This window comes from Aliiruegeria haliotis (genome assembly GCF_003003255.1).
GTDB classification, from domain to species: Bacteria; Pseudomonadota; Alphaproteobacteria; order Rhodobacterales; family Rhodobacteraceae; genus Tropicimonas; species Tropicimonas haliotis.
The window spans coordinates 298,385-313,345 of record NZ_PVTD01000003.1; the positions used below are offsets into that span (position 1 = coordinate 298,385).

A 14,961-nucleotide genomic window follows, 5' to 3' on the forward strand; every position below is an offset into this window, starting at 1 on the left:
GGGCCAGCGTCAGATCGCGCACGCAATTGGCCCTATCGCGCCCGCCTCGCCGCGCCGGTGGACCCGGGGCAGATCAATGGCGCGACGCAGCTCTTGCAACACGGAGCGAACCGCCGCCTAGCCCCCTTTCAGGCGTTGCAGGAGATAGACTTCCTGCACGCCATCCAGGGTCTCGTTCAATCCGCCGGTGACGATGCGACCATCCATGGCGATCGACACGCCCGCATCGATCGCGGGCTTCAGGCCCGGGTAGGCGTCGACAAGGGCCGACAGCATGTCCCGCACCGTTGTGGCCTCCACCTCGACGCAGTCCTTGCCATCGGCCAGAGGACGCAGCCCGGACCAGAGGTTCACCTCAACCATTGGCCTGGATCGCGGCGAGTATGCGCGGCGGCGTCATCGGCAATTGGCGAAGCCGTACGCCCGTCGCACCTGCGACGGCATTAGCGATGGCCGGAAGCGGCGGCGTGATGCCGGTCTCGCCGACCCCGCGAACGCCATAGGGATGGCCGGGATTGGGAACCTCCACGATCACGGTATCGATCATTGGCAGATCGGAGGCGACGGGAACGCGGTAGTCGAGGAACACGGGATTCTGCAATCTGCCATCGGTTCCATAGATGTACTCTTCATTGAGCGCCCAGCCGATCCCCTGCGCGGCGCCACCCTGGAACTGCCCTTCGACATAGGCCGGGTGGATCGCCTTGCCGGCATCCTGCACGACCGTGTAGCGCACCACCGTCGTGCGTCCGGTTTCGGGGTCGACCTCGATATCGACGATATGGGTTCCGAAGCTCCCGCCATGGCCGTTGGGCGTTGCCTCGAAATGGCCCGAGATCGGACCGCCTGTCTGGCCCATCTCGGCGGCTATCTCGGCGATGGGCATTGGCGGGAAATCTCCCGCGTTCGGCCCGGAAGGCTTGGCACATCCATCCTCCCAGATCACCGCTTCGGCATCGATCCCCCATTTGTCGGCGGCGCGCTGACAAAGCTTCCCCGCGATCTCCCGGGCTGCCTCGATGGTCGCCAGCCCGCTGGCATAGGTTGCCCGGCTTCCGTGCGTGGGTTCGTTGACACCGAGCGCGCCCGTGTCGACCACGTTGCAGCGCACGTTTTCGTAGGGGATCCCAAGCGCCTCCGCCGCCATGAGCGACATCGATGCGCGGGACCCGCCGATATCAGGCGTGCCAACGCTTACCTGAACTGTGCCGTCTTCGGACACCGCCATCGACACGGAGGTCTCTCCGCCCCAGTTGAACCAATAGCCGGAGGCGACGCCCCTGCCTTGGTTGGGCCCAAGCGGCGCCGAGTAGTGAGGATGCGCCTTCGCGGCTTCCAGCGTCTCGACGAGCCCGATCCGGGGATAGGTCGGCCCATAGCTGGACTTGCTCCCCTCCTTGACGGCGTTCTTCAGGCGGACTTCGAGCGGATCGAGCCCCATGCGACGGCACAGCTCGTCGATGGCACTTTCCGCCGCGAATGCCCCCATTGGCGCACCGGGTGCCCGGTAGGCTGCCTGTTTCGGTCGGTTTGTGATGACGTCATAGCCGATTTCGAGAATTGCCGGGATCTCGTAGCACGCGAAGGCACATTGCATGGTCTCCGCTGTCGGCGCCCCGGGAAAGGCACCGCCCTGCAAGCGAAACGTGCCCTGCGCCGCAGTGATCGTACCGTCACGCTTCATGCCCAGCTTGATGTCCATCGACGCCGACGCCGTTGGCCCCGTCGCTCGCAGGACCTCTGATCGCGACATGACGATTTTCACCGGCCGACCGGCCTTTCGCGAAAGCGCGAGCGCGACCGGATCGATGAAAATGGTCGTCTTGCCACCGAAGCCCCCGCCGATCTCCGACGGCGTGACCCGAAGCTGGCTGGCGTCCAGCCCCAGAACCGAGGCACACATTCGCCGCACGAACCAATGGCCTTGCGTGCAGCACCACAACTCGCCCTTTCCGTCAGCCCCAAGCTGCGCAAGGCAGGCGTGCGGCTCGATGTATCCCTGGTGGGTTGCTTCCGTGCGGTAGGTCGCTTCCAGCACCTCGTCGGCTTCGGCAAAGGCCGCGTCCATATCGCCACGGCCGAACTCAATTCGCCGCACGACATTGGGATGCATCCCTTCGGGCACCGAGTAATCCGCGGCACCTTCTCGGATCACCGGTGCATCGGGCCGCATCGCTGCGTCCACGTCCGTCACATGCGGCAGCGGTTCATACTCGACCTCGACCAGCTTGGCAGCGTCCCGCGCAATCAGCGCGGAACTGGCGGCAACCGCGGCCACGGCATGGCCGTCGTACAGCGCCTTTTCGCCCGCCATGACATTTTCCTGCAGGTTCCAATCCTCGCCGGTGAGTCCGGTCGGAAAGTCCGCACGGGTCACGACGGCCTTCACCCCCTTGAGAGCAAGCGCCTTGCTGGCGTCGATCTTCAGGATCCGTGCGTGTGCATGAGGCGAGCGCACGATGGCGCCGTGCAACATCCCGGGAGCCTGGATATCCGCGCCATACCGCGCCCGTCCGGTCACCTTGTCCAGCCCATCGGGCCGGTCTGGCCGTGTGCCAATGTACTTGAAGTTCGTCTTGCGATCGTCCAGTGCCATCATGCGTCCTCCCGCATCTCGGCGGCCGCATCGAGCACAGCGCGCACGATCTTGTCATACCCGGTACAGCGGCAGAGGTTCCCTGCCAGCCAATATCGGATCTCGGTTTCGCTCGGGTCCGGGTTTTGCTCCAGCAACGCCTTCGCCGCCACCAGAATGCCCGGTGTGCAGATCCCACATTGCAATGCCGCGTGTTCGATGAACTTGCGTTGCAGCGGATGCAGCGTCCCGCCGTCCTCGGCCATGCCTTCCACGGTACCGACCTGCCTGCCTTCGGCTTCGGCGGCCAATACAAGGCACGAGCAAACGAGACGACCGTCGAGTGTCACCGAACAGGCACCGCAATCACCGGTTCCGCACCCCTCCTTCGCGCCCATCTGCCCAAGGCGGTCCCTGAGGGCGTCGAGAAGCGTTTCCCGGCTGTCGCACAGGAACTCGACCTCGTCGCCGTTCACTGTCGTGTTCACATGCATCATGCTCATTTTGCGTCTCCGGCACGGTCGTAGGCAGTTCTGGCAACACGCTTTGCCAGAACGCCGGCCACATGGGTTCTGAACTCGATGGTTCCGCGTTTGTCGTCGATCGGATTGCAGGCTGCCGATACAGCCTCAGACAGGGCTGCCAGCGATGCATCGTCCAGCGTGGACCCGACAAGAGCCGCGCCAGCTTCGGGCACCAGAAGCGGAGTCGGGGCAACCGCACCAATGGCCACCCTGGCCTCGGTGATCGTTGCTCCGTCACGTCGCAGGTTCACTGCGACGCCAACCACGGCAATATCCATCTCCGTGCGCGGGATGAAGCGTTCGTAGGCGTCGCCGCCCTGCGCGCCACGCGACGGCAAGTGGATCGCGGTCACGATCTCGCCCTTCGCCAGACTGATCTTGCCCGGGCCGACCGGAACGGACTCGATGGCAATCCGGCGGGGGCCTTGCGGTCCAACAACCGACACCTCGGCGCCGGCGGCGATCATTCCTGGCACGGAGTCCGCCGCAGGCGATCCGTTGCAGAGGTTTCCGGTCAGCGTCGCCCTGCCCTGCACCTGAGTCGAACCCACCAGTGCCATGCCTTCGACAACGCCGGGCCAGTCCGCGCACAAGGCGGCATGCTCGCTCAGGCTGACGCCGGGCACGGCTGCACCGATCACCCAGCCGCCGTCATCGGAGCGGGTGATATCGCCGGTACCAGAAATGCGCTTTATGTCGATCAGATCGTCCGGTTCGACGATGTCGGCGCGCAATTGCACAAGAACGTCGGTCCCCCCGGCAAGAATGCGGGTGATCCCGGGCGCCGCCGCGGCGATTTCCGAGGCTTCCTCAAAACTGGATGGTGTGTGATATCGCATGCCTCACCTCGTCGATTGTCTGGTCTGCACGTTCGTCCGTTCGGTGCCATTGGACATGTCTGACCGCATCGGTCAACACCATGGCGCATCTGCCCGAAGGGCAACACGGTCACGGTCCCGACAGACGCCGTGCCTCTCGAAGCCCGGCAATAGCCGGTATGGCCGGGGCCGATCCCCTGTCTATCGCCCGTTTCACCTTACAAATCTGCCCGCGGGTCGAGCAACCTGCGCATCACCGTCGCCCGGGTCACCTGCCCCACGAGCTTGCCGCCCCTGTGGACGCCAACTGCGGCATTGTCGTGCAGCAGGATCCGCATCACGTCCTCGACCGGCGTATCGGCGCCCATGGTGCGGCCCGGCGCGGGAACAGTAAGATCTTCCATCACGTCGGAGGCACGCAACACGCCAAGCGGGTTCATATGCGCGACAAAGTCCTCGACGTACTCGTTCGTGGGACTGGAGAAGATCTCCCGCGGGGTGCCGCATTGCACGATGCGCCCCCCCTCCAGGATTGCGATCCGATTGCCGATCTTGAACGCCTCATCAAGGTCATGGCTCACGAAGATGATCGTCCTCTTCAACCGCTCCTGCACTTCAAGCAACTCGTCCTGAAGACGTGCGCGAATAAGCGGGTCCAGCGCGGAGAAAGGTTCGTCCATCAACAGGATCGGGGCGTCGGTCGCAAATGCGCGGGCCAACCCCACACGCTGCTGCATGCCACCGGACAGCTCGGCAACCTTTCGGTCGCCCCATTCCGACAGGTTCACCAGTTCAAGCTGCTCGTCGACCTTGGCCGCCCTCTCTGCACGCGGCATACCACCAAGCTCCAGCCCCAGCCCGACGTTCTCCCGCACGGTCCGCCAGGGCAACAGCCCGAACTGCTGGAATACCATGGAGACCTTCGAGAGGCGCAGTCGGCGCAACGTCGCCGTGTCGGCGTTCGAGATGTCGACCATCTCGCCACCGTCATTCACCTGCACGGAACCACGCGCCACCGGGTTCAGCCCGTTGACCGCACGCAGAAGGGTCGACTTACCGGAGCCCGAGAGCCCCATCAGCACCAGGATCTCGCCATGCTCGACTTCAAGCGAGCAATCGTGCACGCCGAGCACTTGCCGGGTCTCGGCCTGGATCTCCGACCGGCTCTTTCCGGCGTCCATGAGCGGCAGGGCACGCTCCGGGTGGCGGCCAAAGACGATCGAGACCTTGTCGAAGCGGACTGCGGTGGTCATTTCTTGGCCCCCACGTGCAGGATCCGGTCCAGCATGATCGCGACGACGACGATCACGAAACCGGACTCGAAACCGAGCGCCGTATTGACCTGGTTGAGCGCCCGGACGACGGGCACACCCAGACCGTCGGCACCGACCAGCGCCGCGATCACCACCATCGACAGGGACAGCATGATGGTCTGGTTCAGCCCCGCCATGATCTGCGGAAAGGCATAGGGCAGCTCGACCTTCGTCAACACCTGCGAGGGCGTCGCCCCGAAGGCCCGCGCGGCCTCAAGCAGAGGCTTGGGGGTTGAGGACACGCCCAGCCAGGTCAAGCGGATCGGGGCGGGGAGGACGAAAACGACGGTGGCGATCAAACCCGGCACCATGCCGATTCCGAAGAACACGATCGCCGGGATCAGGTAGACGAACGTCGGCAGGGTCTGCATCAGGTCCAGCACGGGCCGCATTGCCGCGTAGAGCCTTGGGCGATGGGCCGCTGCTATGCCCACCGGCACGCCCACGGACATGCAGACGACGCAGGCGGACAACACCAGGGTCAGGCTTTCCGTGGTGGCCTCCCAATACCCCTGGTTGATGATGAACAGGAACCCGAGCGCCACGAACAGGCACGTCTTCCAACTGCGCTGCAACCCCCAGGTGATTGCCACGAAGACCGCGACCGTCAGAAGCGGCGGCGGCGCCTGAAGGCCCCAGAGGATGGCATCGATCAACGCCTCCAGCAGGTCCGACAGCCCGTCGAAGAACCATTCGCCATGCGTCTGGAGCCAGTCGAAAACCGCCTCGGCCGCCGACCCGACCGGGATCTTGTATTCTGTCAACCAGTCCATTGGTTCTCCATGGGGACGGTAGTGTGCCATCGACCGACGATAGGGGCGCGCCGAATGGGCCGCCGCCTTGCCGGAAGAAACAGCCTGCGCCACAACGGGTGCGGTCGCAGGCTGCGGTCAGTCTGACCCGCGAAGGATCACATTTCCAGCGAAGCCTTCACCGCCTCGGCCGCATCACCGCCATCCTTGGTGGTAACGCCGTCGAGCCATGCCATCCAGGCGTCGCTGTTGGCTGCGAGCCAGGCACTTGCGGCCTTGTCCGGGTCCTCGCCGCCATCAAGGATCGCTCCCATGATCTCGTTCTCCATCTCAAGCGAGAAAACGAGGTTCTGCAAGAGCTTGCCGACGTTGGGGCATTCCTCGACAAATCCGGCGCGGGTGTTCGTGTAGACGGTTGCGCCCCCAAGATCGGGGCCGAAGTAGTCGTCACCGCCCGACAGGTAGCCCATTTCGAAATTGGCATTCATCGGGTGCGGTTCCCAGCCAAGGAAGACGATCGGATCGCCCTTCTTCGTCGCCCGCGCCACCTGCGCCAGCATCCCCTGTTCGGAGCTTTCCTTGACCTTGAATCCACTCAGGCCGAAGGCGTCGGCATCGATCATCGACTGGATCAACCTGTTGCCGTCGTTGCCCGGCTCGATGCCGTAGATCTCGCCGTCCAGTTCGTCCTCGAATTTCGCAATATCGCCGAAATCCTTAATGCCAAGCTCCGTGGCAACCTTGTTCACTGCCAGCGTGTACTTCGCACCGGTCAGGTTCTCGCGGACGGTGTCGACAGTGCCGGCATCGCGGTATGGGGCGATATCGGCCTCCATGGTTGGCATCCAGTTCCCCAGGAAGACGTCGATATCCCCCTCGGCCATGGACGTATAGGTCACGGGCACAGACAGGACCTTGATATCGGTGTCATAGCCCAGAGCGTCCAGAACGACCGTCGTGGCCGCAGTGGTCGCGGTGATGTCGGTCCAGCCGACATCGGAGAAGCGGATTGTGTCGCAGTTCGCATGGGCGGACCCGGCGGTCCCCAGCATGAGCATGGTGACAATGGCGGCTTTTTTCATGTCGATCGATCCCTGTTGTCGCGTTCGGTTTTTTGTTGATTGACGAGTCAATTAAAAACAATCTACCTACGTTTTTGCAACACCAAGTTTGGAGAAAGCGCGTCGCGATGCCAAGGGTCGGAATGGAGCCCATCCGTCGGGCGGCACTGGTTGAGGCCGCAATTGTTGAGATTGGCAACACGGGTTCGCTCGAGGTGACCGTCAGTCAGATCGCGAAGCGTGCGGGTGTGTCCTCGGCACTGGCGCACCATTATTTTGGCGGCAAGGAGCAGATTTTCCTCGGTGCCATGCGGTTTACCCTGTCGGCCTACGGAGCCGAGGTCCGCAAGGGACTGGCCTCTGTCGAAGGGCATCGAAATCGGCTCGATGCAATCGTGCGGGCGGGATTCACGCCAACGAACTTCCGCCGGGAAGTCATAGCGGCATGGCTGAACTTCTATGTCCTCGCACAATCCTCCAACGAGGCCCTGCGCCTGCTGACGGTCTACCAGAGGCGCCTCAAGTCAAACCTTGTGCACGACCTCCGGCCATTGGTCGGCGCCGACGCCCGTGACATCGCAGCCCGGATCGCCGGCCTGATCGACGGGCTCTACCTGCACCATGCGCTGCGAAGTGACGGAACCACGAATGACGAGGCAGAGGCGCAGGTGCGTGCTGCGCTCGAGACAGAGATCGCGGCGGCGCGGGCCACGAATTCGCCCCAGGCAGCGCCCGTTGCGGAGGTGAGGACGTCCCGATGACTGCGCCTGAGTACATTATTGTCGGCGCCGGATCGGCCGGATGCGCAATGGCCTTTCGGCTTGCGGAGGCCGATCGCACCGTCCTTGTCGTCGAGCACGGGGGGTCCGATCGCGGGCCGCTGATCCAGATGCCCGCGGCCCTGAGCTATCCGATGAACATGGGTCTCTACGACTGGGGGTTTCAATCCGAACCGGAACCGCACCTCGGCGGACGCAGGCTTGCAACGCCAAGGGGGAAGGTCATCGGCGGGTCCTCGTCCATCAACGGCATGGTCTATGTCAGGGGACACGCCGGCGACTTCGACCACTGGGCCGAAAGCGGTGCATCCGGCTGGAGCTTCGCGGATGTGCTTCCCTACTTTCGGCGAATGGAGGCGTGGAACGACGCCGGTCACGGCGGCGACCCCGACTGGCGCGGCCTGAACGGGCCACTGCACGTCACGCGCGGGCCACGTTCCAACCCGCTGCACACGGCCTTCGTGGAGGCGGGCCGGCAGGCCGGCTACGAGGTGACCGACGACTATAACGGCAAGCAGCAGGAAGGCTTCGGTCCGATGGAGCAGACCGTCTGGAAGGGACGGCGCTGGTCGACGGCAAATGCCTATCTCAAACCTGCACTGGCCCGGAAGAACTGCAGCCTGACACGGGCGCTGGCCCGCCGGATCGTCATCGAGAATGGCCGAGCGGTCGGTGTCGAGGTCGAACGCGGCGGCAGGGTCGAGGTCCTGCGGGCGCAGAAGGAAGTGATCGTCGCCGCCTCGTCGATCAACTCTCCGAAACTCCTGATGCTCTCCGGCATTGGTCCTGCGCGCCATCTGGCCGAGCACGGGATCGAGATCGTTGCCGACCGTCCGGGCGTCGGACAGAACCTTCAGGATCACCTGGAGGTCTATGTCCAGATGGCCGCGAGCCAGCCGATAACGCTCTACAAGTACTGGAACCTTTGGGGCAAAGCCCTCATCGGGGCGCAATGGCTCTTTACCGGGAAAGGCCACGGCGCGTCCAACCAGTTCGAAAGCGCGGCCTTCATCCGAAGTCGCGCGGGCGTGTCCTACCCGGACATCCAGTACCATTTCCTGCCGATCGCCGTTCGCTACGACGGCAAGGTCGCCGCCGAAGGGCACGGTTTCCAGGCTCATGTGGGCCCGATGCGATCCCCTTCCCGCGGCGAGGTCACGCTGCGATCGTCCGACCCCAAGGAAGCGCCCCGGATCTTCTTCAACTACATGTCGACGGAACAGGACTGGGAGGATTTCAGGACCTGCATCCGCCTGACCCGCGAGATCTTCGCGCAGACGGCATTCGAACCGTTTGTCAGCAAGGAGATCCAGCCCGGCCACCATGTTCAGAGCGATGCGGAGATCGACGGCTTCATCCGCGACCACGCCGAAAGCGCCTATCACCCCTGCGGCACATGCCGAATGGGGCGTGCCGACGACCCGATGGCGGTGGTTGACCCGCAAGCAAGGGTGATTGGCGTCGAGGGCCTGCGGCTGGCGGACAGTTCCATCTTTCCGCGGATCCCCAACGGCAACCTGAATGCACCGTCGATCATGGTCGGCGAGAAGGTTTCCGACCACATCCTCGATCGCAGCCTGGCACCGGAGAACCTGACACCGTGGTTCAGCCCGCGCTGGCAGAACGCGCAACGCTGAACGCGCCTTTCCGAAGGCTTCCGATTCCTGCGCTCTGTACGGTCGGTTGAGCGGCTCGGCATCGGCGGGCGAACCCGAGGCTTCCCTTCGTCGATATCGTTGTGCCCGGCCCTCCTGCGGTAGCAAAACTGCCGACGTCGCCGGCGACCCCGAGTGCCCGCAGGAAAGCCGCCCGCTTGTCGAGCCTGACGCAGGTCAACGACAGCTTTGGCCGAACCTGATAGGTGTCGGGCAGTCGGGGAGGGAGGCTTGGAAGCAACCGCTCCCGGTTGCGGCGGCAGCACGCCGGGCTACCGGCACGCCACGCCGGATGATCGCAAACCCGCTCCATTGTGGCCGGGCGCCCAAGCCGCTTTCAGCGACGCACCCGATCTCGCAGAGGCGGAGAGCTTGCCTCCGCCCGGCTGCCAACTGACAGGAGGAGGAAATGTTCACGAAAATCATGGTGCCCGTGGACCTTGCCCACCAGGAAAAGCTGACCAGATCGCTCGATTGCGCCGCCGAACTGGCACGGCATTTCGGCATCCCGGTGATCTACGCAGGTGTCACCGGCACCGCGCCGGGCGTGGCCGGGCATTCACCGGCGGACTTCACGCAGCACCTTGCCGACTTCGCGGCCGCTCAACAGGAGAGACAGGGTGTCGCCACCGGGTACCACGCCATCGTCAGCCATGATCCCCGGGTCGAACTTGACGAAAAGCTTGTGCGCGCGTCCGAAGACCTGCAAGCCGACCTGATCGTGATGGAAGGCCATATGCCCAACGTTCTGGATCACGTCCTGCCTTCGGACGCTGGCACTGTAGCCTCGCTCGCCAAGGCGACGGTCATGGTTGTGCGGGGCTGAACGGCGGGGCGACTACTCCAGCATCGTCACCGTGAGTTCGAATGACGCGTACCACCCCGCGAGGTCCTTGATCTCCGCGTCCGTCAACGGCTCTGCCATCAACGTCATCCGCCGATCCTCCCGTTTTCCGTCGCGAAAGCCCTTGAGGCTCTTTTCGAGATACAGGGCCGGTTGGCCGGCAAGGTTGGGCACGTCCGGGACCTTGGACAAGCCATCCTTGCCATGACAGGCGGAGCATTTCCGCGCCAGTTTCTGACCGTTTTCAAGGTCCGCTGCCAGGGTGGGAAGGGCAGAGAGGGAGAGGGCCGACATCAGGATGCCGGTCAACAGGGGACGTGCCATGATTTTCCAGGTTTTCCAGGTGTGAGGTAAGCAAAGGGCTGGCCGCATTGCGGCGGCCAGCCCGGGAGAGGTGTCACTCGGCGGAGTAGCTGATCCGATAGATCGCATTCGCGAAGTCATCAGAAACGAGAAGGGATCCATCCTTCATCGAGATCACGTCGACCGGGCGACCATCGTATTCACCGTTTTCATCGATCCATCCCTCGGCAAAGGGCTCGGTCGTCACGTTGCCATCAGCGTCGATGAAGCTGACCATGACCCGCGCGCCCACCGGCTCGGTACGGTTCCAGGACCCGTGCTGGGCCGAGAAGATCGCGTTCTTGTACTTCTCCGGGAACATCTTGCCAGTGTAGAAGGACATGCCGAGGTCCGCCGCATGGGCGATGGTTTCGGAGACCGGGTGGACGACATCAACCGGGACCTCTTCGCCGGCATATTCGTTGGTCCGCACGGTTCCGCCACCAAACCACGGGTGGCCGAAGTGCTGGCCGGCCTCGGTCTGACGGTTGATTTCACCCGGCGGGATATCGTCCCCCATGCCGTCGACCTGGTTGTCGGTGAACCAAAGCTCGCCAGTCTCGGGATGGAAATCGTGGCCGACCGAGTTGCGGATGCCGTAGGTATAGACCTCACGCCCAGTGCCGTCGCGGTTCATCCGGATCATGCCGCCGATCCCGACCTCATTGTAGAGGTCCAGTTTCTCGGCCGGTGCCACGTTGAATGGCTGTCCAAGTGAAATGTAGAGCTTGTCATCCGGGCCGACCTTGATGACGCGGGCGGTGTGATTGTAGCTCTCTTCGTCCACCGGGATCAGATCGCCCTGCGGAACGATGGGAACGGCGACCACGTCGGGGCTCTCATGGAAGAACTCCGCCGCAGGGTACATCATCACGCGGTTTCGCTCTGCGATGAACAGAAAACCGTCCTTGGAGAAGGCCACACCGTTGGGCACGTCCAACTCCAGCGACGGCGCGAAATCCTTGACCTCGTCGGCCACGCGGTTGCGGTCGCGGTCCATCACGGCCCAGACCTTGGACTTTTTTGTACCCACGAAAAGGACGGTCCCCTGCGGTGCCATTGCCATGTGCCGGGCATCCGGCACCAGGGCATACAGCTCGATCTTGAAGCCCTCGGGCAGCGTGATGCCTTCCAGCACCTCGCGGATGGAGTCCGCCTGCGGCCCCTCCTGTTCGATAAAGGTGTGTTCCTTGGTGCCAGTGACCTTGAAGGCCCCCAGTTTCTCAAGGTTGCTCTGGGCCAGTCCCGGCCCGGCCAGAAGCGTAAGGGCCGTGGCTGCGGTTGCAAGTGTCTTCATGGTGTCCTCCCATTTGATCGAGTTTCATCGCGGGGCGCGAGAACCTCACGCCCCGTGATCCGCTTTGCCTGTCGCCTTGGTTGTCAGATGTTGTTCTTGCCCATCTCCGCGGCGATGAAGTCGGCCTGACGGATGGCAAGTGCCACGATGGTCAGGGTCGGGTTCTCGGCCGCGCCGGTGGTGAACTGGCTGCCGTCCGAGATGAACAGGTTGGCAATGTCATGCGTCTGCCCGTGCTTGTTCACCACGCCGTCACGCGAGTTTTCGGACATCCGGTTGGTGCCGAGGTTGTGCGTGGACGGATAGGGTGGCGTCGGGAAGACCCGGGTCGCCCCAACCGCTTCGTAGACGGCCATACCCTGTTTGTAGGCGTGGTTGCGCATCGCGACGTCGTTCGGGTGGTCGTCGAAGTGCACGTTGGGCGCCGGCAAGCCGTATTGATCCTTCACGTCGTGGTTGAGCGTGATGCGGTTGGTCTCCTGCGGCATGTCCTCGCCGACGATCCACATTCCCGCCATGTTCTCGTAGCTGTCGAGCGCGGTTGTGAACTCGCGCCCCCAGCCACCGGGATCGAGGAAGGCGGCCATGAAGGGCAGGCCAAGCGCCAGCGTCTCCAACTCGTAACCACCGACAAAACCGCGTGAGGGATCGTGACGCGCCTCGTCCTGGATGATGCCCGCCATTGTGGTGCCGCGCCACATCTTCACCGGCTTGTCGAACACCGCATAGACCGAGCCGGTCATGTGCCGCATGTAGTTGCGCCCGACCTGTCCGGAGCTGTTGGCCAGCCCTTCGGGGAACATGTTTGAGGCCGAGTTCAGCAACAGCCGCGGGCTTTCGATCGAGTTCCCCGCCACGCAGACAATGCGCGCCTTTTGCAGATGCTGGTTGCCGTCGGCATCGGCATAGAGCACGCCCGTCACCTTGCCGCTGTCGTCATGCTCGATCTTCAACACATGGGCCCGCTCGCGCACTTCCAGATTCCCCGTCGCCTCGCCGCGCGGAATGTCCGTATAGGCTGCCGACCACTTGGCACCCCATTTGCAGCCCTGGAAGCAGAACCCGGTCTGCTGGCAGGCCGCACGGTCATCATTGCTGGCCGAGTTGATCGCCATGCGGCCGGTGCTGACCTCTTCGTAGCCAAGCGCCTTGGCCCCGGCTTCGAACACCTTGTAGTTGTTGTTGCCCGGCAGCCCGGCGCGGTCCCCGGTGCGGGTGACGCCTAGCTTGTTTTCGGCCTTGGTGTAGTAGTCGTCCATCTCGCGGGGATCGATCGGCCAGTCGAGCAGGTTCGCGCCCTGCACGGGGCCATAGGTCGTCGCCGCTTTCCACTCGTGGTCCTGGAAGCGCAGCGACGCGCCGGCCCAGTGCGTGGTGGTGCCGCCAACCGCCTTCACGATCCATGCCGGCAGACCGGAGAAGTCGTTCGCGACCCGCCAGTCACCCGATGTGGTGCGCGCATCGAGCCAGGCCAGCTGACCAAAGCTCTCCCACTCGTCGTTGATATAGTCCTCGGGCAGGTAACGTCCGCCAGCTTCCAGTGAAACGACGCTGACGCCCTTCTGGGCCAGTTCGTTCGCCAAAACGCCGCCGCCGGCGCCGGTTCCGATGATGACGACAACGCTGTCGTCGCTCAGTTCAAATGGTGCAGCCATTGTTACGCCCTCCCTCAGATCCAGTTGATGTCGTCAAAGCCGCGGTCGATGTACCCGCCCTTCGAGAAGCTCTCGCCCTCGTAGCCGAACAGCGGCCAGACGGCCTTCTGGTTGTAGAGGCCGGTCACCAGCCCGCCGCGAATGGTCTGAAAGAAGGTGCTGTTTTCGAGCCCGCGCAGAATGTCGACGCGGTCCCGCTCCCAACCCGCCTCGATATAGCTCGCATATCCCTTGCCACGCGCGGCCGCGTCCAGCGCGGCGATACCCGCCTCGATCATCGGCGCGGCGTCCGCGCTGTCATAGCCCTTGACGGCCGCGGCGTAGAACTCGTCGGCGACGTGATCGTGCGGATAGATGTCCCGCGCCATCTGGATTAGTGTTGCCATGGTCGTTGGCTGGACATGCTCGACATTCATCGCCCAGGCCGCCGAGCTTCCGGCGACATATCCGGCGCCGACCACGAAAGCCGCTCCCGCTGCGGCACTGCGCGACAATAGCTGCCGCCGTGTCAGTTTGGTATTCCTTGACGTCATTCTTCTCTCCTCCCCGAAGAATTGCGTGTTAGTGGAAACGTCCCAACCTCTGCAGAACCTCGATCTGGTAGCCGTCGGGGTCCTGAACGAAGAAGAAGCGCGCGAAGGGATGCCCGTCGCGGTTGAACTCCACGATCTTTCTCGGGCCATATCCGGCGGCTTCAAGTCGGGCATGCTCTGCGTCGAGATCGTCGACGCAAAAGGCGATATGGCCGTAGCCGTCGCCGAGATCGTACGGTTCGGTGCGATCCTTGTTGACGGTCAGCTCCACCTCGAAGGAGCTCTCGCCGTTGCTCATGTAGATCAGCGTGAACCCGTCGAAATCGATCCTCTCGATCGATGTCAGTCCGAATGCGGCTTCATAAAACTCAACCGAGCGGCTCTCGTCGAGAACGCGAATCATTGAGTGAATTGCTTTGGCCATAGCCTCTCCCCTGGAGCCTCTCTGGCTCACATTGGTAAGGCTAGCGGACCAATTCGGGGTGCGGGTAGTAGGTCTATACTACAGGGCGATTATTCGGCCGCGATGGCGCTCGTATCCATCTGCATGCGCCCGGCGTGGATCAGGCAGGCGCATCTCAGCAGCGAGGTGAAGTTGACAACTTCCCCCCTGAGTTCAAGGACTTCCAGATGAAGGCGAGACACGAAAGCAGGCGTGGACAGCCCTTCGGATGCCGCGATTTCATCGACGATTTCCCAGAAAGAACGTTCCAGTCGAATGCTGGTTCCATGCCCGTTGAGCCGCATCCGGCGCGTTTCAGGCTGATAATCGTCGGGTTCCTGGCCGGCAAAGATCTGGCACATGGCTGGCGC

General features: G+C 63.4%; 16 protein-coding genes. 3 read left to right on the forward strand and 13 right to left on the reverse strand.

All coding sequences use genetic code 11. From position 1 onward, the window contains the following. Window positions 1–117: 117 nt before the first annotated feature. The 7 genes from CLV78_RS10660 to CLV78_RS10690 form a co-directional block, all read right to left on the reverse strand. The gene (locus tag CLV78_RS10660; protein ID WP_106204787.1) at window positions 118–363 is read right to left on the reverse strand and encodes a MoaD/ThiS family protein; all 246 of its coding nucleotides are present in this window, start codon (window positions 361–363) and stop codon (window positions 118–120) included. Continuing rightward, window positions 356–2,596 (reverse strand): xanthine dehydrogenase family protein molybdopterin-binding subunit, encoded by a 2,241-nt coding sequence (locus tag CLV78_RS10665; RefSeq protein ID WP_106204907.1) that lies wholly within the window; start codon window positions 2,594–2,596, stop codon window positions 356–358. Before CLV78_RS10665 ends, CLV78_RS10660 begins: the two co-directional genes overlap by 8 nt. Continuing rightward, window positions 2,596–3,078 carry a (2Fe-2S)-binding protein gene (locus CLV78_RS10670; RefSeq protein ID WP_106204788.1) on the reverse strand — a complete coding sequence of 161 codons (483 nt, stop codon included), beginning with the start codon at window positions 3,076–3,078 and terminating at the stop codon, window positions 2,596–2,598. The genes CLV78_RS10665 and CLV78_RS10670 overlap by 1 nt, the downstream gene beginning before the upstream one ends. Continuing rightward, window positions 3,075–3,938: an FAD binding domain-containing protein gene (locus CLV78_RS10675; RefSeq protein WP_106204789.1), complete on the reverse strand. Its 864-nt coding sequence runs from the start codon at window positions 3,936–3,938 to the stop codon at window positions 3,075–3,077. The genes CLV78_RS10670 and CLV78_RS10675 overlap by 4 nt, the downstream gene beginning before the upstream one ends. A 197-nt stretch (window positions 3,939–4,135) precedes the next feature. Further along, window positions 4,136–5,170, reverse strand: coding sequence for a choline ABC transporter ATP-binding protein (choV, locus tag CLV78_RS10680; protein WP_106204790.1), 1,035 nt, complete (start codon window positions 5,168–5,170; stop codon window positions 4,136–4,138). After that, window positions 5,167–6,003, reverse strand: a complete 837-nt coding sequence (choW, locus tag CLV78_RS10685) for a choline ABC transporter permease subunit (RefSeq protein ID WP_106204791.1) — start codon at window positions 6,001–6,003, stop codon at window positions 5,167–5,169. Before choW ends, choV begins: the two co-directional genes overlap by 4 nt. A gap of 137 nt (window positions 6,004–6,140) precedes the next feature. Then, on the reverse strand, window positions 6,141–7,064 hold the full coding sequence (locus CLV78_RS10690) for a choline ABC transporter substrate-binding protein (RefSeq protein WP_106204792.1): 924 nt from the start codon (window positions 7,062–7,064) through the stop codon (window positions 6,141–6,143). Window positions 7,065–7,186: 122 nt separating this feature from the next. Here CLV78_RS10690 and betI point away from each other — a divergent pair, with 122 nt between their 5' ends. The 3 genes from betI to CLV78_RS10705 all read left to right on the forward strand — a co-directional run bounded on the left by betI (window position 7,187) and on the right by CLV78_RS10705 (window position 10,303). Then, window positions 7,187–7,804 (forward strand): choline-binding transcriptional repressor BetI, encoded by a 618-nt coding sequence (gene betI, locus CLV78_RS10695; protein ID WP_425427939.1) that lies wholly within the window; start codon window positions 7,187–7,189, stop codon window positions 7,802–7,804. After that, window positions 7,801–9,459 carry a choline dehydrogenase gene (gene betA / locus CLV78_RS10700; protein WP_106204794.1) on the forward strand — a complete coding sequence of 553 codons (1,659 nt, stop codon included), beginning with the start codon at window positions 7,801–7,803 and terminating at the stop codon, window positions 9,457–9,459. The genes betI and betA overlap by 4 nt, the downstream gene beginning before the upstream one ends. A gap of 427 nt (window positions 9,460–9,886) precedes the next feature. Further along, window positions 9,887–10,303 carry a universal stress protein gene (locus CLV78_RS10705; RefSeq protein ID WP_106204795.1) on the forward strand — a complete coding sequence of 139 codons (417 nt, stop codon included), beginning with the start codon at window positions 9,887–9,889 and terminating at the stop codon, window positions 10,301–10,303. A gap of 12 nt (window positions 10,304–10,315) precedes the next feature. Here the strand turns inward: CLV78_RS10705 and CLV78_RS10710 are convergent, their stop codons facing one another. From CLV78_RS10710 to CLV78_RS10735, 6 genes are all read right to left on the reverse strand, one after another. Next, window positions 10,316–10,645 (reverse strand): c-type cytochrome, encoded by a 330-nt coding sequence (locus CLV78_RS10710; RefSeq protein WP_158263505.1) that lies wholly within the window; start codon window positions 10,643–10,645, stop codon window positions 10,316–10,318. A 73-nt stretch (window positions 10,646–10,718) separates the two neighbouring features. After that, window positions 10,719–11,960, reverse strand: coding sequence for a PQQ-dependent sugar dehydrogenase (locus CLV78_RS10715; RefSeq protein ID WP_106204797.1), 1,242 nt, complete (start codon window positions 11,958–11,960; stop codon window positions 10,719–10,721). A gap of 83 nt (window positions 11,961–12,043) precedes the next feature. Beyond that, a complete protein-coding gene (locus CLV78_RS10720) occupies window positions 12,044–13,615 on the reverse strand; it encodes a GMC family oxidoreductase (RefSeq protein ID WP_106204798.1) in 1,572 nt (523 codons plus the stop codon). Window positions 13,616–13,629: 14 nt separating this feature from the next. After that, complete coding sequence (locus CLV78_RS10725) at window positions 13,630–14,148, reverse strand: twin-arginine translocation signal domain-containing protein (RefSeq protein WP_106204799.1); 519 nt, start codon at window positions 14,146–14,148, stop codon at window positions 13,630–13,632. A 28-nt stretch (window positions 14,149–14,176) separates the two neighbouring features. Further along, a complete protein-coding gene (locus CLV78_RS10730; protein ID WP_106204800.1) occupies window positions 14,177–14,572 on the reverse strand; it encodes a VOC family protein in 396 nt (131 codons plus the stop codon). An 89-nt stretch (window positions 14,573–14,661) separates the two neighbouring features. Further along, a complete protein-coding gene (locus tag CLV78_RS10735; RefSeq protein WP_106204801.1) occupies window positions 14,662–14,952 on the reverse strand; it encodes a ribbon-helix-helix domain-containing protein in 291 nt (96 codons plus the stop codon). Between the last annotated feature and the right edge of the window lie 9 nt (window positions 14,953–14,961).